An 18,914-nucleotide genomic window follows, 5' to 3' on the forward strand; every position below is an offset into this window, starting at 1 on the left:
CGGCCGCGAGAGCAGGAGCACGATCAAATCGGCTCCCACTCCCCATCCGCCGTCTTGCAGGCGGTGGTTTGCTGGAACTGGTCCGCCTGCCCCTCCGGAAGATTCGAGGCATCCACGGTGAAGTCGACGCAGGTGCGGCCATTCGCATGGACGTACCGTTCACCCTTCTGGATATCGATATTCATCGCCCGAACATCCTCGTAGGAAATCGAAGACTCCCCCTTAGCGGGAAAACCACAAAAACAGGCGACCATAAGGACGGCTCTTGATACAGCTATGAGCCTGTCGATGTCTCAGATGAACCGCCGGCGGGGTATGCCATGAAGGTCACGGCCACCCCGCTCTATCTGCCCGGCAATCTGAAGCCGTTTCCCTGGCGGGATGGGCGCGCGATCGCCAGCGCCGGCAACGCTGGGCAGGCATGGGGTAAGGCCCTGGAGTGGGCGCTACCAAAGGAACGGGAGCGATAGAAACATGGACGATTCATTCGAGAAAAGCGGCAGAGCGCGAAAAGGGATTTTCCCGACATCAGCGCCGCGAAGCCAGCATCATCACACGGTCCCCATTTCTGGCTGAACCATGCTGCGCCTGTTTCGTCGATCGACCCGTCCAGATGGCCCGAAGCTCAAGCCGCCGATTGACGGCCTGCTTCCCGTCCTCACGCCCGACGATCTGCTGCAGCCACCCCACCGTCAGGCACTACTGCGCCAGATCACCGGCCTGCTCGCGCTTCCGTCGGATTGCGCCGAACGGTATGTCGCCTCGGCCCTGCGCAAGTACGCAGCATTCGTCCAGGAAGTACCCGCGTCCGAGGTACACCACCACTCCGGTCGCGGGGGCATGCTGGACCACGGCCTTGAGGTGGTGCTCAAGGCGCTTCAGATCCGCCGGGGATACGTCCTGCCACCCGGGGCGGAACCCGAGCGGCTGTCACACGAGGCGGATGTGTGGTCCTACGGCGTCTTCTCGGCAGCTCTGCTGCACGACGTAGGCAAGCCCGTGGTTGACCAGGAGATCGTACTGTACGACCGCTCAGGAGACCGCCTGGGGCGCTGGGAACCCTGGCACGGGCCGATGACCGAGCGGCCGGGTGCGTACTGGTACTCCGTTCGGTACAGACGCGGTCGCGTTCACAAACTCCACGAACCGGTATCCAGTCTCATGGCCCATTGGATCCTGCCGCCGGAAGGCATGTCCTGGGTCGGTGAACACCAGGAGCTGCTGCAGTCATGGATCCATGCAATCCACGGGCACATGGAGGATGCGGGGGCGCTGGGACAGATCATCCTACAGGCCGACCGGGAGTCGGTGGCGCGGAACCTGGGCGGCGAATCACCGGACCGACTTCCGACGCCCACGAAGCCGCTTCACGAGAAATTGATGACATCGCTTCGGCACCTGCTGAGCAGCGCGGATCTGCCGCTGAATCGCAACGGGGCGGCAGGCTGGCGCACGGAGTCGGATCTGTGGCTCGTATCGAAACGCGCGGCCGACGCGCTGCGGGCACAGCTCCGTGAGGAGGGGCATTCCGGTATTCCGTCGAGTAACGACCGGATCTTCGACACGCTGCAGGAACACGGACTGTTGGTCGCCAATGGGGATCGGGCCATCTGGAGGGCACAAGTTGCCGGTGACGGCTGGTCGCACGAGCTGACGCTGATCCGCCTGCCGGTGGCCCGTCTCTGGTCCGAACCTGAGACGATGCCGATGGTGTTCGAGGGTTCTGTGACTCCGCTTGGCGAGGCATCGACCGAGGAGACAACGGAATCTGCGAACGCAACGCCAAGTCCCCCGGCACCAGAAGGGGCGAACGCCCCCGCGTCAGATCCGGCCCCCGTCGAACCCGTCGCGATCCAGACGGGTCAGTCTGGCGTGGTGGCGGAAAGCCACTCAAACCCCCACCCGGCCATTTCGGCCGGTGTTGAGGATCTTCCGCTCCCTCCGGGGCTCGACGGTGCCCTGGAAAAAACCGCTGACGAACCGACAGCCGAGCCACCATCGCAGGCGATGTCGTCCTGCGATACGGATGCGGACACTCGCTTGCCCGAAGATCCGGGCGACGCCTGCCTCGAATGGATCCAGCGAGGCGTGGCGGATGGTTCGCTCCTGGTGAACACGCGAGAAGCCCGGATCCACGTCGTCCCCGAGGGCGTGCTCCTCGTCAGTCCCGGGATCTTCCGCGACTTTGCGAGTGCGACTGGCCACACGTGGAACGCGGCCCAGAAGCGCTTTCAGCGGTTACAGCTGCACGAGAAGTCCTCCGAGGGCACCAACATCCATCGCTATGTGGTGAGGGGCGAACGCCAGACCAGCCGGATCAACGGTCTCCTGATCCGCGACGTCTCCGTTGTCTTCGGTCCAGACTGGACACCCTCACCCAACGACCACCTGACACCCGCCGCCGAAGCGTGAGCTAGCCGTCTTGCCCAAATAGTTATGGGCGTGTGACACGGGAGCCATAACGGAATAGTCTGCATGGCTTCTTCCGGCATCATAAAAATCGAATATTCGGAAGAAATGCGGAGGAACAAGCAAGGAAGCACCGAGGAGGAAAAGGAATGTTGGTTGTGACCCTGAAGGACGGGGAAGCGCTGTACGTGGGGGATAGCGCCCTCGTGGTCGCGGTGCAGACCCAGGAAGCACCCCTTCGACTGTCGGCGTGCGCGCCCGGTCTCAATGTCGATTGGGACAGTGCAGGTAGCCGAATCACGCTTCACCACCCGGACGGCCCTGTCCGTATGGAGTACATCGATCATCGCAAGGCGCGCCTTGGCATCGAGGCCCCCGAAAGCGTAGAGATCGTGCGCGAGGTATTGCGCGAACGACGTCAATCCTCCCAGGAAATTTCGACTCCATCGCAAACGGAGTAGGCGGTTTCACTGCTGAATTCGTGAGGACGCGCGCCTGGCAGGGAGACCGTGTGCTAATTTCAGTGATGCCAGGGGCGTGACTTGTACCCGTTACAGGGGAGGGCATGCCCGCGATGGAAACCCACCGCACCCTAGACGACCTGGTGCAGACTTATCTGCGCGAGCGGATCCTGCGGCCTGAGACCGCAATGCGCTATCAACAGGTCGCTCGTCAATTTCAGAATGATTTGGGCCCCAGGACGCTGGAGACGATCCAGCGCGAGACACTGCTGGAGTGGCGAAGCCTGGTCCTGCAGCGCGCCCGTGCGACGACCTGGAACTACTACCGGCGCCATTTTCGTGCGATGTGGCGCTTCGCCATGGAAGCGGAATGGATCAGCCACGACCCGCTGGAACGGGTGGATGCGGCTCCTGAAGATCGCCGGATCAAGACGGTTTCCCGAGACCTGCTGGATCAGGCGATCACCGCGCTGGACGATCCCGAGAACCGATGCCTTGAGCCCCGCTGGTTCTGGCACGTGGTGCTGCTCACCTTCTACTACACCGGCATGCGACGGCGGCAACTGGTGGCACTGACCTGGGGCGACGTGTGCTGGAAAGAAGGCGAGCTGCGGCTTTCAGCAGCGGGATCCAAAACCCACCGCGAGTGGGATATTCCGATCCCCGCACCCTTGATGGAACCGTTACGGGAACTATACGGGCGCACCATCGCGCTACGCAGTCCCCGGGGCCTTGAGAAAGCTCCAGTATTCGACCTGGGCCTGCATCGAGGCGAAACGCGCTACCAGGGAGACGGCATCCGAGTAGGACAGGTCAGCGGCTTTTTTCGGAAGCTAGGCGAGGTACTGGGACAGCCCATATCACCGCACCGTCTCCGGCATACGCTGGGGACCGAGGTGGGGCGGCGGGAAAATCCGCCGCTTCGTGCGCTGCAACACTTGCTGGGACACACCAACCTCTCGACTACCATGCAGTACGTAGAGCCCGACATGGGGCAGCTGCGGCAGCTGGTTGACCACCTGCCGCAGCCAGGGCGGTCGTAGCCTTAGTTCGGGTTGCGGCAAACAAGCAAACCCTGCCTTGACTATGGGTTCAGGTATGGGATAGTAACGGGCTAAGCGGCCTTGTGCCGCCAGCAGCCAGTCAGCACGTGCCACCTGACGGCACGCCTCGACATTGTGAGCGGGGGACGCAAAAAAGAAGGGCGGTGCTCACAACACCGCCCTTCCGATGGTCCGAATAGGGCGGACCTGTCCCTGGCTCTGGTCAGTCATCGTCCCCTTGATCTGACGATGACTGCAAGTTTGGTGCCGGCGAGAGGAGTCGAACCTCCGACCTATCGATTACGAATCGATTGCTCTACCAACTGAGCTACACCGGCGAAGCGCGACATGATAGCGAGGGGCGGGGGCGACCACAATGCAGGGCCGCCGCGCCGCGTGTTCCCGGGCCATGATGCCCGGGGCGCGACTCAGGACCGCGGGCGCCCCACCCGAATGATCACGTCCACCCCCTGCAGCGCCTTGCCTTCCGGCAGGGGCGGCAGGTCGGAGAGATCGACCCGCGCCGGGTCCACATCCTCCAGTTCACCGGTATCGGTGTGGAACAGGTGGTGATGGGGGTTCAGGTTGGAGTCGTAGAACAGCTTGGCGGGATCGATCAGCACCTCGCGCACCAGTCCCTTCTCGGCAAACAGGTTCAGGGTGTTGTACACCGTGGCCTTGGATACCCGCGAATCATGCCGCACCAGCTGCGCCAGGATCTGCTCGGCGCTGAGGTGCTGGTGCCGGGCAAACATCACGCGCGCGATCTCGACGCGCTGCTCGGTCGGGGAGATCGCGTGGTCGCGCAACAGGGCGCGGGCCTCGTCCACCGGCAGAAGATCCGAGCTGTGGGGTACAGTGCTCATGAAACGGAAGATATAACAGGGATCTGGAGCAAGTCCATATCCCGCGGTCGCGGCAGGCCGGGGCCCGCGATCGCCGCGAGACCCGCGCAAACGGCGGTGCGCGGAACGCTCGAACCGGCGCACACGGCAGCCCGGCTCGAAGGCGTTCGAGCACGAGTGTGTACATTGCGCAGCGGTTCCCTAAAATGGAGCGGGTGATGGGAATCGAACCCACATTAAGAGCTTGGGAAGCTCCCGTTCTACCATTGAACTACACCCGCTTGAGCCGGCGATTGTAGGCCTTGTCGGCCTCCGGCTCAACGGCTTCGAACGCCGGACGACCAACCATGCAGATCCAGCTGAACGGTGAACCCTTCGAACTCCCCGACGATCGCGCGCCCACGCTGGCCGCGCTGATCGAGGCCCGTGGCCTGGGGGATCGCCGCCTGGCGGTGGAGGTCAACGAGGAACTGGTGCCACGCAGCGCGCATGCCGCGCACCCATTGCATCCCGGCGATCGTGTGGAAATCGTGCAGGCGATCGGGGGCGGGTAGGAGAATACGTTTCGCCCGGCCGCAGCCCGTCCGCAACCACCTTCAACCAAGGAATCACCATGACCGAATCGGCCGCCGCGTCTGCCGACGATCTCTTCCGCGTGGGTTCACGCGAGTTCACCTCCCGTCTGCTGGTGGGCACCGGCAAGTACCGCGACCTGGATCAGACCCGTGATGCCATCGAGGCCAGCGGGGCAGAGATCGTCACGGTCGCGATCCGCCGCACCAACATCGGCCAGAACCCGGACGAGCCCAACCTGCTGGACGTGATCTCGCCGGAGCGCTACACGCTGCTGCCGAATACCGCCGGCTGCTTCAACGCCGAGGACGCGATCCGCACCTGCCGCCTGGCGCGCGAGCTGCTGGACGGGCACAACCTGGTGAAACTGGAGGTGCTGGGCGACGAGAAGACCCTGTATCCGGACGCATTCGAGACCGTGAAGGCCGCGGAGATCCTGGTGGCCGAGGGCTTCGACGTGATGGTCTACACGACCGACGACCCACTGCTGGCCCGGCGCCTCGAGGACATCGGCTGTCAGGCCATCATGCCACTGGCCGCCCCGATCGGCTCCGGGCTGGGCATCCAGAATCGCTACAACATCCGCGAGATCGTCGAAACCGCCAACGTTCCGGTGCTGGTCGATGCCGGCGTCGGTACAGCCTCGGATGCCGCAATTGCGATGGAGCTGGGCTGCGACGGCGTACTGATGAACACCGCCATCGCCGCCGCCGAGGATCCGGTGATGATGGCCTCGGCCATGCGCCACGCAATCATCGCCGGGCGTCAGGCCTACCGTGCCGGGCGCATGGCGCCGCGCCGCTACGCCTCGGCCTCCTCGCCGCAGACCGGCCTGTTTTTCAGCTGAGGGAGACACTGATCAATGTACACACTCGCGTTGGTACCCCAGGTTTTCCGAGACAAGGCGCGTCGTGCAGCGGGTAGTGGTTCTACCCGCAAGGGGCGCAACGCAGGATCGGGGAACCTGGGGTGCCAACCCCACAACTTAATGAACGAAGGGGCTCGGCCGACCGTGATTATCAAAAACGGGCGCGCGCACTGCGTTGCGGCTCCCTTGTGCAGAATGACTGCACGGCGGTCACCGCGCCTTGTTCGCACGCAAAAGCGACTCGAGCGCGAGCGTGTACATTGGTCAGTGTCTCCCTTGGCATGAACGATCCGGACAGCCCCGCGACGCAAGACAAGCCGTTCTACCGCCGTATCCGCAGTTTCGTGCGCCGCGAGGGGCGGCTGACGCCGGGCCAGCAGCGCGCGCTGGACGAGCTGCTGCCACGCTTCGGGCTCGCACTACCGGAGCCCGCGGCACCGCTGGACCTGGCGACCGTCTTTGGCCGCGAGGCGCCGGTGACGCTGGAGATCGGTTTTGGCGATGGCGAGAGCCTGGCCGAACAGGCGGCGCAGAACCCGGGGCGTGACTACATCGGCACCGAGGTCCATCGCCCGGGCGTGGGCCACCTGCTGCGCGAGGTGGAACAGCGCGGCCTGACCAACGTGCGTGTCTCCGACCACGATGCCGTGGAACTGCTGGAGCACTACATCGCGCCGGCGGCCCTGGACGGCGTACAGGTGTATTTCCCCGACCCGTGGCACAAGAAGCGCCACCACAAGCGCCGCCTGATCCAGCCGCCGTTCGTGCGTCTGCTGGCCTCGCGCATGCGTCCGGGCGGGCGGCTGCATCTGGCGACCGACTGGGCCGAGTACGCCGAGCACATGATGGCGGTGCTGGAGGAATGCGCCCCGTGGTTCGAGCCGGACGGCCCGGTGCCGGCCCCGGGGCGGCCGCCGGAGCGGCCAGTGACCAAGTTCGAGCGCCGCGGGGAACGCCGCGGTCACGCGGTGGCCGACCTGCTCTACCGACGCACGACCGCACCCGCCTGAGGCGAACCGCGATCAGACGTTCTTGACCACCAGCACCGGGCGGTCGGCACCGCCGATCACACGCTCGGAGACGCTGCCCATCAGCAGGCGCTTGAGGCCGGTGCGGCCATGGCTGCCCAGCACGATCAGGTCACGGTGCTCGCGCGCGGCCACATCCAGCAGGGTGACCTCGGGGCGCCCCTCCTCGAAGGTCGCATCCGCCTCCAGTCCCTTCTCGCGAGCCTCGGCCTGCAGGCGCTGGATCGCTTGAACGCCCTCCTGACGCCGCTCCTCGTTCTGCCCCGGAACCGCAACCGAGACGATGGTCAGCGGCAGCTGGCAATACCCGGACAGCTCGATCGCGGCGCGCGCGGCCTGGTCACCCAGTTCGGAACCATCGGTCCCCACCAGCAGCCCGCGATGCGGCGCCTGGGCGCCACGCGGAATGACCATCACATTGCACGGGGCGAGGCCGATCACCTTGCGCGTGGCATCCCCGACCATCAGACGCGAGAGGTCACCGCGGTCGCGGCGCCCGATGACAATCAGGCCGGCCTTGAAGTCCTCGGCAATGGCCACGATCTCCTGATGCCGGTCGACCCCGTGACGCAGAACCATGGAGGCATCGATCCCGGCCTCCCGAGCGCGCTTGTCCAGCGTATCCAGATGCGCCTGGGCTTCCTTGCTGGCCTCGCCGCCACGCGGCGGCGACAGGGCGTCATGCTGGGTGTCCGTCGGGATGATCCGCGCGGCCACCAGCCGCGCTCCGCAGCGTTGCGCAAGATCCAGTGCCACGTTCTCCGCAGCTTCGCTGTACTCGGAACCGTCGGTCGCCAGGAGAATGGTCTCGAAGCGGCACAGCGGGGCATCGGAATCGGACATGCGGGGTCTCCACCTGATCGTTTTTTCTCAGCATAACCGACACACCGGCAAACGCCACCACCGGTGCGCGGGAGGGCTGCAATCGGCGCGGTCACGGAAGCACGCCCCCCGCGTTTTTTGCGTCAAGGCGCGCGGAATGAAATAATCCCGCGCTTTCAAGGGAAAGGCGCGCCCCGGTCGGCCAGCAGGCCCGGCATGCGCACGCGCCACCTTCGGCTTCCGGCCCCGCGCCGTCCGGCACGGGCCTTCAGGACACGAATCGATACATGGAAAACCTTACGCTGACCACCGAGATGATCGTGGTGCTCGCGCTGCTGGCGTTCACCATCTTCCTGTTTGTTACGGAAGTCATCCGCGTGGACCTGGCCGCCATATCGGTGATGGTGCTGCTCGGCCTGCTGACGCTGGTACCCGGGCTCGGGCTGCTGGTCGCGCAGGATCAGCTGTTCAGCGGTTTTGCCTCCAACGCCGTGATCGCGATCATCGCGGTGATGATCATCGGCGCCGGGCTCGACAAGACCGGCGTGATGCACAAGGTGGCCGCCTTCATCATGCGCGTGGGGGGCACCACCGAGAAGAGCATCATCCCGACCGTGTCCGGCACCGTCGGGGTCATCTCGAGCTTCATGCAGAACATCGGCGCGGCGGCGCTGTTCATGCCGGTGATGAGTCGGATCTCCAGCCGCCTCGGCATCCCGCTGTCGCGCCTGTTGATGCCGATGGGCTTTGCCGCGATCGTCGGCGGCACCATCACCCTGGTCGGTTCCAGCCCGCTGATCCTGCTGAACGACCTGCTGCCGTCGGACATGGAGCCCTTCCAGCTGTTCGACGTGACCCCGATCGGCCTGGCCCTGCTGGCCACCACCATCGTCTATTTCGTGCTGCTGGGCCGCTTCGTCCTGCCGTCGGTCCAATCCAAGTCCGCGCAGCGCGAGAGCGCACAGGAATACTTCCAGCGCGTGTACGGCCTGTCCTACGAGATCCACGAGGTCTTCGTGCCCGAGAAGGACCCGCTGGTGGGCCGCACCGTGGCCGAGATCGAACGCGAAACCGGGATCGCGATTGTCGGCACCTACGTGCGCGACGAGCTGCGCATGGCGCCCTGGACCGGCTACGAGATCCAGGCCAACTCGCACCTGGCTATACTGGCCAGCCCCGCACGCATGGAAAAGCTGTGCGAGGGCACGCGCAAACGCCCGACCACGCGCCTGGACGTGTTCGCGAACGCGCTGGATACGGGCCGCTCGGGGGTCGCCGAGGTCGCCATCGCCCCCGGCTCCAACCTCGCCGGCAAGACCGTAACCGAACTGGCCATGCGCCAGACCTACGGCCTGTCGGTGATGCGCATCCAGCGCGGCAGCGAGACCTTCGGCGAGGGCCTGCGCGATATCCCGCTGGAGAATGGCGACATCCTGGTCGTGCACTGCACCTGGGAATCGCTGGCACGCCTGGAGACGGACCGCGACTTCGTGGTGATCACCTCCGACTACCCGCGCGAGGAACTGCGCCCCTCCAAGGTCCCGCATGCGCTGTTCTTCCTCGCGCTGACCGTGGGTCTGATCCTGTTCACCGACATCATGCTGTCGGTCGCGCTGCTGACCGGCGCGCTGGGCATGATCCTGACCGGGGTCATCAGTATCGACGACGCCTATCGCTCGGTGAGCTGGAAGACGGTTTTCCTGCTGGCCTCGCTGATACCACTGGGGATGGCGGTGGAGAACACCGGCACCGCCGCCTGGATCGCACAGAACACGCTGGAGATGCTGGGGACCGTCCCGCCCTGGGTGCTGCAGGCGACAATCTTCGCGCTGGCCACGTTCTTTACCCTGGTCATGTCCAATGTCGGTGCGACCGTGCTGCTGGTGCCGCTGGCGATCAACTTCGCGATCGCCGCACAAGCCGCAGGCATGGAGGCCGACCCCCGCGTGTTCGCGCTGACGGTGGCGATCGCCACCTCGAATTCCTTCCTGATCCCGACCCACCAGGTGAACGCCCTGATCATGGGTCCCGGCGGCTACCGGGTGAAGGACTTCATGAAGGCCGGCGGCATCATGACCATCCTGTTCGCCGTGGTCGCCCTGATCATGCTGAATCTCGTTTTCTAGGGCGGCGCTGGCGCGCACCCGGACGCCCTTTCCATCATCTTTAGGCAACGCTGTTTGCAAGGAGAAAACCCATGTCCCAGAAACATCCCGTGATCGCGGTGACCGGCTCCTCGGGTGCCGGCACTTCCACCGTCAAGCGCTCGTTCGAGTCCATCTTCCGCCGCGAGCAGATCAACCCGGTGGTGATCGAAGGCGACAGCTTCCATCGCTATGACCGCAAGGCGATGAAGGAGGCCATGCAGAAGGCCGCCGATGACGGCAATCACCACTTCTCGCATTTCGGCCCCGAGGCCAACCTGTTCGATCGCATCGAGGACCTGTTCAAGACCTACGGCGAGACCGGCCAGGGCCAGAAGCGCTACTACCTGCACTCCGACGACGAAGCCGCTGCTCACAACGAGCGCCTCGGCACCAGCCTCGGCCCGGGCGAGTTCACCCCCTGGGAAGAGATCCAGCCGGGCTCCGACCTGATGTTCTACGAAGGCCTGCACGGGCTGGTGGTCGACGGTGAAGTGAACGCCGCGCAGCACGTGGACCTGGGCATCGGCGTGGTGCCGATCGTGAACCTCGAGTGGATCCAGAAGATCTTCCGCGACAACGCCGAGCGTGGCTATTCCGCCGAGGCCATCGTGGACACGATCCTGCGCCGCATGCCGGACTACGTGAACTACATTACCCCGCAGTTCTCGCGCACCGACATCAACTTCCAGCGCGTGCCCACCGTGGACACCTCCAACCCGTTCATCGCCCGTGACATCCCCACCCCGGACGAGAGCATGGTGGTCATCCGCTTCGAGGATCCGAAGAAACTCGGCGTGGACTTCCCCTACCTGCTGAACATGCTCCCGAACTCGTTCATGTCGCGCCCGAACACCATCGTGGTGCCCGGCGGCAAGATGAGCTTCGCGATGGAGGTCATCCTCGCGCCGATCATCCACGACATGCTGTCGCGTCGCGGCTGATCCGGTTGCGCCGGAGAAGTTCCCAGGCCCCGCTTCGGCGGGGCCTTTTTCGTTTGCGGCCGGCATTCGGCTACGATTCGGGCTTTCCCCAACCAGGTGGATATGGCGTGTTCGGACTCTTCGGGCCACGGCCGGCCCAGCAGATGGAACGCTTTCGCGACCGCTACACCGGGCGCTCCCTGATCGTCCATCAGGGCTTCGCCGGCGACTGGCTGGAGGAGCTCCTGAAACAGCCCGGGGGCGGTGGCCATTTCCGGATCGACAGCCGCCCCCTGCCGCGGCGGCGTCCGTCTCCGGTGGAGTGGCTGGTGCAGACCCACATCCTGCCCCTGGGGCTGCCGCAGCCACTGTTCCTGGACGTGCGTGAGGGCGCCATCCTGGTGCGCCACCTCACCCGTGGCGAGCATGCGGTGCACCCCTCCGAGATCGCCTGGTTCCTGGAGGAGCTGGACACCCGCCACCATGCGCGCCTGACCCTGGACGGGGATGCCGCGCCGCAGGTGCAGTACGGCCTGCCGGTTAACGATAACGAGGCCCTCAGCATGCCGGAGCAACTCGGTTTATGACCTCGACTTTCCGCAGTGCATCCGCCACCGGAACCGAACCCAAGGCCCTGGCCGCGGACCTGGTCGATCGCCTGGGCAGCCTGCTGCCGTGTCCGGACGGTCAGACCCGGATCGGTTTTATCTATCTCTCCGACGCGCTGTCGCGGCATGCCCGCAGCCTGCTGCAGCAGCTGCGCGAGACCCTGGACATCGAGCACTTCGTCGGCGGCATGGGCATGGCCGTGATCGGCCCGGATGCCGAGCTGTACGAGACGGCCGGAGCGAGCCTGATGGTCGGGGATTTGCCCGCCGCCAGCGTGCGCGTGATCGCCCGCCCGGTGCGCTCGCTGGATGATCTCCGGCGCGAGCTGGACGGCTTCCTGGATCCGCAGTCCCCGGGGCGGCTGCTGCTGAACGCCGACCCGCGCATGGAGGGTCTGGAGGCAGTCCTGACCGCCATCGGCGAGGAGACCGCCTGGTTCGCCACCGGGGGGGTCAATTCCGGCGCCGACGGGATGGTGCAGATCGCCGACGGTGTCGCCGCCTCGGGTATCACCGGCCTGGCCCTGCGCGACGACGTAACCATCGCCGCGCGTCACAGCCAGGGCTGCACGCCCCTGCCCGGCAAGCACGAACTGACCGAGACCTGGCGCAACATCATCGTGCGCCTGGACGGGCAGCAGGCCCTGCCGGCGTTCAAGGGCATCATCGGCGACGTGCTCTCGCGCGATCTGGAGCGGGCGCTGGGCTACATCCTGGTGGGCTTCCCGATCCCCGGCTCCGACACCGGCGACTATCGGGTGCGCAACATCATCGGGGTGGACCTGGACCAGGAGGTACTGGCGGTTGGCGAGATGCTGGAACCGGGTGCGGAAATCCTGTTCGTGCGCCGCGACGGCCAGGCCGCGATCGAGGACCTCGAGCGCATGCTGGAGCAGATCCGCGCCCAGGCCCCGAACGGGATTCGCGGGGCCATCTACGTCTCCTGCGTCGGGCGCGGGCGCCATCAGTTCGGTCAGGAGGGCGCGGAACTGGCGATCGTGCAAAAGGGTCTGGGAGATGTACCCCTGGTCGGCTTTTTCGCCAACGGCGAGATCTTCGCCAACCGCCTGTATGGCTACACCGGGGTCCTCACCCTGTTCACCTGAACCGCCCGCGAAGGCGAGGGACTGACATGCAATACCGCAAACTGGGACGCACCGACATCGACGTCAGCCTGATCGGCCTGGGCACCATGACCTGGGGCGAGCAGAACACCGAGGCCGAGGCCCACGAGCAGCTGGACTACGCGCTCGGCCAGGGCGTGAACCTGATCGATGCCGCCGAGATGTACCCGGTGCCGCCGCGCGAGGAGACCCAGGGCCTGACCGAGACCTATATCGGCAACTGGCTGGCGAAGCGCGGCAACCGCGACCGCGTGGTGCTGGCCAGCAAGGTCGCCGGCCCCGGGATGATCGACTACCTGCGCGGCGGCCCGCAGCTGAACCGCGAACACATCGAGCAGACCCTGAACGACAGCCTGAAGCGTCTGCAGACCGACTACCTGGACCTCTACCAGGTCCACTGGCCGGCGCGCGCCACCAACTTCTTCGGCCAGCTCGGCTACGTCCACAAACCGGACGAGAGCGCGACTCCGATCGAGGAGACCGCGGCGGCGCTGAAGGCCGTGGTCGAGAGCGGCCGCGTGCGCACCATCGGCATCTCCAACGAGACCCCGTGGGGATTCATGGAGTGGATCCGCGCCCATGACCGCGGCCTGTCCGAACGCATCGTCTCCATCCAGAACCCCTACAACCTGCTCAACCGCAGCTTCGAGGCGGGACTGGCCGAGATGGCCATCCGCGAGGAGGCCGGCCTGCTGGCCTATTCGCCGCTGGCCTTCGGCATGCTCTCCGGCAAGTACCTGGACGGGGCGAAGCCTGCGGGGGCCCGCCTGACGCTGTTCGAACGCTTCCAGCGCTACAGCAACGAATCCGGCCTGGCCGCGACGGCGGAGTACGCGCGCCTGGCGCACGAACATGGCCTGACCCCGTCGCAACTGGCACTGGCCTTCGTCAACCAGCAGCCGTTCGTGACCAGCAACCTGATCGGGGCGACCACCATGGAGCAGCTGCGCGAGAACATCGCGACCGTCGACATCACCCTGTCCGATGCCGTGCTGGAGGCCATCGAGGCCATCCACGCCCGCTATACCTACCCCTGTCCGTAGGACCACCGCCGGTGCACCTGATCGATACGCATGTCCACCTGGACCTGGACGCGTTCGATCCGGATCGCCCGGCGGTGCTGGACCGCGCCCGCGCCGCCGGGGTGCGGGAACTGGTCCTGCCCGGCGTCACCCGCGCGCGCTGGCCGGACCTCGACGCCCTTTACCAACAGCACACGGGTCTGCATGTCGCCTACGGCCTGCACCCGATCTTCCTGCAGGCACATGCGGACGCGGACCTCGACGCCCTGGAGGCCTGGCTGGATACGCACCCGGAGACCATCGCCATCGGCGAGATCGGGCTGGATGGCTACCAGGACGGACTGGACTGGGACCGGCAGTGGCGGTTCTACACGCGGCAACTGGCCATCGCCCGCGAACACGACCTGCCGGTGATCGTCCACAGCCGCCGGGCGCTGGACGCGGTGCTGAAGGGCCTGCGCGAGCACCCCGGCGTGACCGGCATCCTGCATGCCTTCATCGGCTCGCCGCAGCAGGCCCGGCAGGCCGCCGACCTTGGCTGCTGCCTGGGCATCGGCGGGCCGGTCACTTACGAACGGGCGAAACGACTGCACCGCGTCGTGCGCGAAGTCCCGCTGGAGGCCTTGGTCGTGGAGACCGATGCCCCGGACCAGCCACTGGCCGGGCACCAGGGCGAGCGCAACGAACCGATGATGACCGCCGAGGTAAACCGCCATCTGGCGCGCCTGCGGGACATCGACCCGGCCGAGATGGCTATAATCACGTCACAAAACGCACGCCGGGTCCTCCGGCTCCCAGGTGACCCGGAGTCATGAGCACACCTCACAACCCTTACAGCGAACGCACCGACCTGCTGCTGGGCGCGGACGTCACCGCAAGCCTGCGCGACCGGCACGTGTTCATTGCCGGCCTTGGCGGGGTTGGGAGCTACGCGGCCGAGGCGATCGCCCGTGCCGGCGTGGGACGCCTGACGCTTGCGGATCATGACGTGGTTGCGGCCTCCAACCTGAACCGTCAGCTCGTTGCGCTGCGCTCCACCGTCGACCGCCCCAAGACCGAGATCATGACCAACCGGATCCATGACATCGATCCCGACATCGAGGTCACGGTGCGCCACGAGTTCCTGCAGCCCGATACCATCGCCGATCTGGTGCCGGAGGATGCCGACTTCGTCCTCGACGCGATCGACTCCATCGTCTGCAAGGCGGCCCTGGTGGCCACGGCACAGCAGCGCGGCCAGGCGGTGATCTCGAGCATGGGGGCCGGCGGCCGCATTGACCCCACCGGCGTGCGGGTGGGGCCGCTGTCGGGTACCCGCGTATGCCCGCTGGCGCGCCAGATGCGCAAGCGCCTGCGACGCCTGGGTGCGCATCTCGACTACCCGGTGGTGTTTTCCATCGAACAGCCGCGCAAGGGCACCGAGCATCGCCCGGTCGACGGCGGCGGGCGCCCGCGCTCGGTCAACGGCACGATCTCCTACCTGCCCGCGATCTTCGGCCTGACCGCCGCCGGCCACGTGATCCAGACCCTGATCGCCCGCGCCTGACGCGGCGCAATCCTTAGTCGAACACGGCCTCGATGCGGGCCTGGATGTGCTGGTCGGCGTCCGGGCCGTACTGCGTGCTGGCCGGATCGAAGCGATCGCAGAAGGCGTAGGCGAACTTCAGGTCCTTCACGCCCAGGGCGCCGAACAGGCGCGCCTCGAAGGAGTGATCCTCCGGCGTGTGGATCAGCGTGGGCCAGCCATCCTCCCCCGGTGCCAGCGCCGGGCCGAAGAACACCACCCCCGGCAGGTTTTTCAGGCGCAGGGCACAGGTGCCCTCGGTCACCCCGGCCATCGGCAGGAAATCGATGGTGCGCGAAAGGCGCTGTTTGCGGTTGAAGGCGATGTCGATCTCGCCGCCGGCCGCGCGGATCGCCGGCGCCTCCGCCTCGAACGCCAGGGTCTCGAGCCCAGCCGCCCGCCAGGCCTCCAGGTCCTGCGCGCCATGGCGGCTGGGCAGGAAAAGGTACGCGGGCTTGGTGATGGCCCGGATCGCCGCCAGCAGGGGTTCCGAATACGCCGGTGCGTTGACCAGGATCCCGCCCAGTTCGAGGTCGTCGATCAGCCAGACCGCCGGCACGCCATCGCCGATGCGGTAAATGGTGCGGTCACGCAGTTCGACCAGGGGGGCGCTGATCACGGGTTCATTCGCCATGCGTTTGCTCCGATGACTGCCGGGCGGGACGCGGTTCGATCCCGGCCATGGTGCTCTCGATCCATTGCTCGGCCTCGCCAAGGACCTCCACCGGCTTGCGCCCGGCGGTCTCGAGCGGCGGTCCGATCACCACCTCGATGGTGCCGGGGTAGCGCCGGAGGCCCTTTTTCGGCCAGAAGCTGCCGCTATTGAGCGCCACCGGCAGCACCGGATAACCGGTGCGCACCGCCAGCATCGCGCCGCCCTGGCGGTAGCGGCCGTGCTCGCCCGGGGCCACGCGCGTGCCCTCGGGGAAGACGATCACCCAACGTCCCTGGTCAAGGCGCTGCTGGCCCTCCGCGACCAGGTTCTCCAGCGTCTGCCGCCCACCTTCGCGGTCGATCGGGACCGGGTCCAGCATGGACAGCGCCCAGCCAAACAGGGGGATGCGCATCAGCTCGCGCTTGAGCACCCAGGTCTGCATCGGAAAGATCGCCACAAAGGCGATCGTCTCCCACGCGGACTGGTGCTTGGACAGCACCACATGCGGCCGCGAGGGGTCGATGTGCTCGGCGCCGCGCACCCGGTAGTCCACGCCGCAGGTGATGCGCAGCCACCAGATATTGAAGTGGCCCCACTGGGTCAGCACCCGGTAGCGCGCCGGGCGCGTAAGCGGCCAGATCAGCGGCGGCACCAGCAGGCCGAAGACCAGCGTGGAGCCGATGAACCCCAGCTGGAACAGCAGGCCACGGATCAGGGGAAGCATGCGGCGACGCTAGCCCGTGGCCAGGCGGCCGATGTCGGCCACGGTCTCGAAGGCGCGGCGCAGCTCGCGCAGCAGGGCGAGGCGGTTGCGCCGCTCGGCGGCATCCTCGGCCATCACCATCACCTGGTCGAAGAAGGTATCCACCCGATCACGCAGGCCCGCCAGCTCGCCCAGGGCGTGCAGGTAGTCGCCATCGGCCACGGCCTGCTCGACGCCGGGACGCACCGCCTGCAGGCCCTGGTAGAGCTGACGCTCCTCCTCCAGCGCCAGGGCCTCCGGGTCGAGGTCAGCCTCGGCCTCCTCGCCGGCCTTGCGCAGCAGGTTGTGGATGCGCTTGTTCGCCGCGGCCAGGGCCTCGGCCTCCGGGCGCTCGCGGAACAGGCTGACCGCGCGCACCCGGCGGACGAAGTCCAGCGGGGTATCGGGCGCGACCGCGGCCACCGCCTCGATGGTCTCGTGCGCCTGGCCCTGCTCCAGCAGGTAGCCACGCAGGCGCTCCAGGATGTACTCGCGTACCGGCTCCACCGCCTGGTCGGCCTCCGGCACCCGTTCGCGGATCGGCTCGGCCGCCGCCTGCAGCAGCGGGGTCAGGGCCAGCGGCAGCTCGCGCTCGACCAGGATGCGCACCAGCCCCAGCGCAGCGCGGCGCAGGGCGAACGGGTCCTTGGTGCCGGTGGGCTGCTTGCCGATCGCGAAGATCCCGACCAGCGTATCCAGCCGGTCCGCCAGCGCCAGGGCCTGGGCCAGCGGGACGTCCGGCAGTTCCGAGCCGGACTGGCGCGGCCAGTAGTGCTGCTCGATCGCGGCCGCGACCGCGTCGTCCTCGCGGTCGTGCAGGGCGTAGTAGCGGCCCATCGTGCCCTGCAGTTCGGTGAACTCGAACACCATCTGGGTCACGAGATCACACTTGGCCAGGCGCGCGGCGCGCGCGGCCAGCCCGGCATCCAGCCCCATCAAGCCGGCCAGGCGCTGCATCAGGGCCTCCAGCCGCACGGACTTGTCGCGCAGCGTGCCCAGGCGCTTCTCGAACACCACGGAGTCCAGCGCGTCCAGCCGTTCCTCCAGGCGCTTCTTGCGGTCCTGCTGCCAGAAGAACTCGGCATCGGCGAAGCGCGGGCGCAGCACGCGCTCGTTGCCGTCACGCACTGCGTGCGGGTCGCGCGACTCGATGTTGCTGATCACGATGAAGTGCGGCTGCATGCGCCCGGCCTCGTCGACCACCGGGAAGTATTTCTGGTTGTCCTGCATGGTGGAGATCAGCGCCTCCTGCGGGACATCCAGGAAACGCGGATCGAAGCCGCCGGTCAGGGCCACCGGCCACTCCACCAGTGCGGTCACCTCGTCCAGCAGATCGGCATCGACCAGCGCGCGCCCGTCCAGGGCCCTGGCCTGCTCGTGTACCTGGGCCAGGATGTTCTCGCGCCGCGCCTCGAACGACGGCTCGACAAAACCGGGGCTGCGCAGCCGGTCGGCGTAGTCGTTGCCGCGCTTCAGCTCCAGCGCGCCGGGCTGATGGAAGCGGTGGCCGTGGGTGGCCCGTCCGGAGGTCTGCTCCAGCACCGTCATCTCCAGCACCTCGGTCCCGTGCAGGACGACCAGCCAGTGCGCGGGGCGCACGAATTCGGTGCGGCTGCTGCCCCAGCGCATGCGCTTGGGCGTGGGCAGGGCCTCCAGCGCGGCCTCCAGCATCTCCGGCAGCAGCTCGCCGAGGGCGCGCCCCGGCTGCATCTGGCGGAAGACCAGGTATTCGCCCTTGTCGGTGGTCTCGCGTTCCAGGCGCTCGACCTCCACGCCGCAGGAGCGGGCAAAGCCCAGCACCGCTTTGGTCGGCTCGCCAGCGGCGTCGAAGGCGGCGGCCACGGCCGGGCCGCGACGCTCCTGCAACTGGTCCGGCTGCTGCCCCGGGACGTCCGGGAACAGCACCGCCAGCCGGCGCGGGGTGGCGAAGGCCTCGGGCGCGCCCGGTTCCAGCCCGGCCTCGCGCAGGCGGGTGGCCAGGCCATCGGCCAGGGCGTCACGCAGGCGCGGCAGGGCGGTGGGGGGCAGCTCCTCGGTGCCGAGTTCGATCAGGAGTTCGCGGGCTTCAGCCATGTCGGGTCCG

19 protein-coding genes and 2 tRNA genes are annotated in these 18,914 nt (G+C 66.8%); 13 read left to right on the forward strand and 8 right to left on the reverse strand.

The genetic code is table 11. The annotated features are described in order from the left end of the window. Positions 1–23: 23 nt before the first annotated feature. A complete protein-coding gene (locus D000_RS14255) occupies positions 24–185 on the reverse strand; it encodes a hypothetical protein (RefSeq protein WP_018871537.1) in 162 nt (53 codons plus the stop codon). A gap of 394 nt (positions 186–579) precedes the next feature. On the opposite strand from D000_RS14255, the gene mobH reads away from it, so the two are divergent. From mobH to D000_RS0100250, 3 genes are all read left to right on the forward strand, one after another. Continuing rightward, positions 580–2,412 (forward strand): MobH family relaxase, encoded by a 1,833-nt coding sequence (gene mobH, locus D000_RS0100240; protein WP_018871538.1) that lies wholly within the window; start codon positions 580–582, stop codon positions 2,410–2,412. A 146-nt stretch (positions 2,413–2,558) separates the two neighbouring features. Next, on the forward strand, positions 2,559–2,870 hold the full coding sequence (locus D000_RS0100245; protein WP_018871539.1) for a carbon storage regulator: 312 nt from the start codon (positions 2,559–2,561) through the stop codon (positions 2,868–2,870). A 104-nt stretch (positions 2,871–2,974) separates the two neighbouring features. Further along, the gene (locus D000_RS0100250) at positions 2,975–3,913 is read left to right on the forward strand and encodes a site-specific integrase (protein WP_018871540.1); all 939 of its coding nucleotides are present in this window, start codon (positions 2,975–2,977) and stop codon (positions 3,911–3,913) included. Between the two features lie 262 nt (positions 3,914–4,175). Here the strand turns inward: D000_RS0100250 and D000_RS0100255 are convergent. The 3 genes from D000_RS0100255 to D000_RS0100265 all read right to left on the reverse strand — a co-directional run bounded on the left by D000_RS0100255 (position 4,176) and on the right by D000_RS0100265 (position 5,039). Continuing rightward, positions 4,176–4,251: transfer RNA gene (locus tag D000_RS0100255), tRNA-Thr, on the reverse strand. A 90-nt stretch (positions 4,252–4,341) separates the two neighbouring features. Continuing rightward, on the reverse strand, positions 4,342–4,779 hold the full coding sequence (locus D000_RS0100260; protein WP_026279647.1) for a Fur family transcriptional regulator: 438 nt from the start codon (positions 4,777–4,779) through the stop codon (positions 4,342–4,344). 186 nt (positions 4,780–4,965) lie between these two features. Then, a tRNA-Gly gene (locus tag D000_RS0100265) sits at positions 4,966–5,039 on the reverse strand. Positions 5,040–5,105: 66 nt separating this feature from the next. Between D000_RS0100265 and thiS the strand changes: the two genes are divergently transcribed. The 3 genes from thiS (at position 5,106) to trmB (ending at position 7,209) form a co-directional block, all read left to right on the forward strand. Beyond that, on the forward strand, positions 5,106–5,312 hold the full coding sequence (thiS, locus tag D000_RS0100270; RefSeq protein ID WP_018871542.1) for a sulfur carrier protein ThiS: 207 nt from the start codon (positions 5,106–5,108) through the stop codon (positions 5,310–5,312). A gap of 59 nt (positions 5,313–5,371) precedes the next feature. Further along, positions 5,372–6,178 carry a thiazole synthase gene (locus D000_RS0100275; protein ID WP_018871543.1) on the forward strand — a complete coding sequence of 269 codons (807 nt, stop codon included), beginning with the start codon at positions 5,372–5,374 and terminating at the stop codon, positions 6,176–6,178. 302 nt (positions 6,179–6,480) lie between these two features. Further along, entirely contained in the window at positions 6,481–7,209 is a 729-nt protein-coding gene (gene trmB / locus D000_RS0100280) for a tRNA (guanosine(46)-N7)-methyltransferase TrmB (RefSeq protein WP_018871544.1), read from the forward strand. Between the two features lie 12 nt (positions 7,210–7,221). On the opposite strand, the gene D000_RS0100285 is transcribed toward trmB, so the two are convergent. Then, positions 7,222–8,070 (reverse strand): universal stress protein, encoded by an 849-nt coding sequence (locus D000_RS0100285; RefSeq protein WP_018871545.1) that lies wholly within the window; start codon positions 8,068–8,070, stop codon positions 7,222–7,224. Positions 8,071–8,336: 266 nt separating this feature from the next. On the opposite strand from D000_RS0100285, the gene D000_RS0100290 reads away from it, so the two are divergent. The 7 genes from D000_RS0100290 to D000_RS0100320 all read left to right on the forward strand — a co-directional run bounded on the left by D000_RS0100290 (position 8,337) and on the right by D000_RS0100320 (position 15,416). Further along, positions 8,337–10,175 carry an SLC13 family permease gene (locus D000_RS0100290; protein ID WP_018871546.1) on the forward strand — a complete coding sequence of 613 codons (1,839 nt, stop codon included), beginning with the start codon at positions 8,337–8,339 and terminating at the stop codon, positions 10,173–10,175. A 71-nt stretch (positions 10,176–10,246) separates the two neighbouring features. Beyond that, complete coding sequence (locus D000_RS0100295; protein ID WP_018871547.1) at positions 10,247–11,137, forward strand: phosphoribulokinase; 891 nt, start codon at positions 10,247–10,249, stop codon at positions 11,135–11,137. Positions 11,138–11,244: 107 nt separating this feature from the next. Continuing rightward, positions 11,245–11,703, forward strand: coding sequence for a hypothetical protein (locus D000_RS0100300; RefSeq protein WP_018871548.1), 459 nt, complete (start codon positions 11,245–11,247; stop codon positions 11,701–11,703). Continuing rightward, positions 11,700–12,830, forward strand: a complete 1,131-nt coding sequence (locus D000_RS0100305) for an FIST C-terminal domain-containing protein (protein ID WP_018871549.1) — start codon at positions 11,700–11,702, stop codon at positions 12,828–12,830. The genes D000_RS0100300 and D000_RS0100305 overlap by 4 nt, the downstream gene beginning before the upstream one ends. Before the next feature lie 26 nt (positions 12,831–12,856). Continuing rightward, positions 12,857–13,891 (forward strand): NADP(H)-dependent aldo-keto reductase, encoded by a 1,035-nt coding sequence (locus tag D000_RS0100310; RefSeq protein WP_018871550.1) that lies wholly within the window; start codon positions 12,857–12,859, stop codon positions 13,889–13,891. Positions 13,892–13,902: 11 nt separating this feature from the next. Further along, entirely contained in the window at positions 13,903–14,685 is a 783-nt protein-coding gene (locus tag D000_RS0100315; RefSeq protein ID WP_018871551.1) for a TatD family hydrolase, read from the forward strand. Further along, positions 14,682–15,416 (forward strand): ThiF family adenylyltransferase, encoded by a 735-nt coding sequence (locus D000_RS0100320; protein ID WP_018871552.1) that lies wholly within the window; start codon positions 14,682–14,684, stop codon positions 15,414–15,416. Before D000_RS0100315 ends, D000_RS0100320 begins: the two co-directional genes overlap by 4 nt. A gap of 13 nt (positions 15,417–15,429) precedes the next feature. Here D000_RS0100320 and D000_RS0100325 read toward each other — a convergent pair whose 3' ends face one another. The 3 genes from D000_RS0100325 to glyS are packed head-to-tail and all read right to left on the reverse strand — an operon-like array spanning position 15,430 to position 18,904. Beyond that, positions 15,430–16,068, reverse strand: coding sequence for a hypothetical protein (locus D000_RS0100325; RefSeq protein ID WP_018871553.1), 639 nt, complete (start codon positions 16,066–16,068; stop codon positions 15,430–15,432). Further along, complete coding sequence (locus D000_RS0100330) at positions 16,058–16,813, reverse strand: 1-acyl-sn-glycerol-3-phosphate acyltransferase (RefSeq protein ID WP_018871554.1); 756 nt, start codon at positions 16,811–16,813, stop codon at positions 16,058–16,060. Before D000_RS0100330 ends, D000_RS0100325 begins: the two co-directional genes overlap by 11 nt. A 9-nt stretch (positions 16,814–16,822) precedes the next feature. Next, positions 16,823–18,904: a glycine--tRNA ligase subunit beta gene (gene glyS / locus D000_RS0100335; protein WP_018871555.1), complete on the reverse strand. Its 2,082-nt coding sequence runs from the start codon at positions 18,902–18,904 to the stop codon at positions 16,823–16,825. Positions 18,905–18,914 lie beyond the last annotated feature (10 nt).

This window comes from Thioalkalivibrio sp. ALJ16 (assembly GCF_000377345.1).
Lineage (GTDB): Bacteria > Pseudomonadota > Gammaproteobacteria > Ectothiorhodospirales > Ectothiorhodospiraceae > Thioalkalivibrio.

Excerpts from the sequence above, each read along its gene's own strand:
- D000_RS0100320 (WP_018871552.1), top strand. The coding sequence starts at position 14,682 with ATGAGCACACCTCACAACCCTTACAGCGAACGCACCGACCTGCTGCTG.
- D000_RS0100245 (WP_018871539.1), top strand. The coding sequence starts at position 2,559 with ATGTTGGTTGTGACCCTGAAGGACGGGGAAGCGCTGTACGTGGGGGAT.
- D000_RS0100295 (WP_018871547.1), top strand. The coding sequence starts at position 10,247 with ATGTCCCAGAAACATCCCGTGATCGCGGTGACCGGCTCCTCGGGTGCC.
- D000_RS0100310 (WP_018871550.1), top strand. The coding sequence starts at position 12,857 with ATGCAATACCGCAAACTGGGACGCACCGACATCGACGTCAGCCTGATC.
- D000_RS0100305 (WP_018871549.1), top strand. The coding sequence starts at position 11,700 with ATGACCTCGACTTTCCGCAGTGCATCCGCCACCGGAACCGAACCCAAG.
- D000_RS0100330 (WP_018871554.1), bottom strand. The coding sequence starts at position 16,813 with ATGCTTCCCCTGATCCGTGGCCTGCTGTTCCAGCTGGGGTTCATCGGC.
- D000_RS0100260 (WP_026279647.1), bottom strand. The coding sequence starts at position 4,779 with ATGAGCACTGTACCCCACAGCTCGGATCTTCTGCCGGTGGACGAGGCC.
- mobH (WP_018871538.1), top strand. The coding sequence starts at position 580 with ATGCTGCGCCTGTTTCGTCGATCGACCCGTCCAGATGGCCCGAAGCTC.
- D000_RS0100290 (WP_018871546.1), top strand. The coding sequence starts at position 8,337 with ATGGAAAACCTTACGCTGACCACCGAGATGATCGTGGTGCTCGCGCTG.
- glyS (WP_018871555.1), bottom strand. The coding sequence starts at position 18,904 with ATGGCTGAAGCCCGCGAACTCCTGATCGAACTCGGCACCGAGGAGCTG.
- D000_RS0100275 (WP_018871543.1), top strand. The coding sequence starts at position 5,372 with ATGACCGAATCGGCCGCCGCGTCTGCCGACGATCTCTTCCGCGTGGGT.
- D000_RS0100250 (WP_018871540.1), top strand. The coding sequence starts at position 2,975 with ATGCCCGCGATGGAAACCCACCGCACCCTAGACGACCTGGTGCAGACT.
- thiS (WP_018871542.1), top strand. The coding sequence starts at position 5,106 with ATGCAGATCCAGCTGAACGGTGAACCCTTCGAACTCCCCGACGATCGC.
- trmB (WP_018871544.1), top strand. The coding sequence starts at position 6,481 with ATGAACGATCCGGACAGCCCCGCGACGCAAGACAAGCCGTTCTACCGC.
- D000_RS14255 (WP_018871537.1), bottom strand. The coding sequence starts at position 185 with ATGAATATCGATATCCAGAAGGGTGAACGGTACGTCCATGCGAATGGC.
- D000_RS0100325 (WP_018871553.1), bottom strand. The coding sequence starts at position 16,068 with ATGGCGAATGAACCCGTGATCAGCGCCCCCCTGGTCGAACTGCGTGAC.
- D000_RS0100285 (WP_018871545.1), bottom strand. The coding sequence starts at position 8,070 with ATGTCCGATTCCGATGCCCCGCTGTGCCGCTTCGAGACCATTCTCCTG.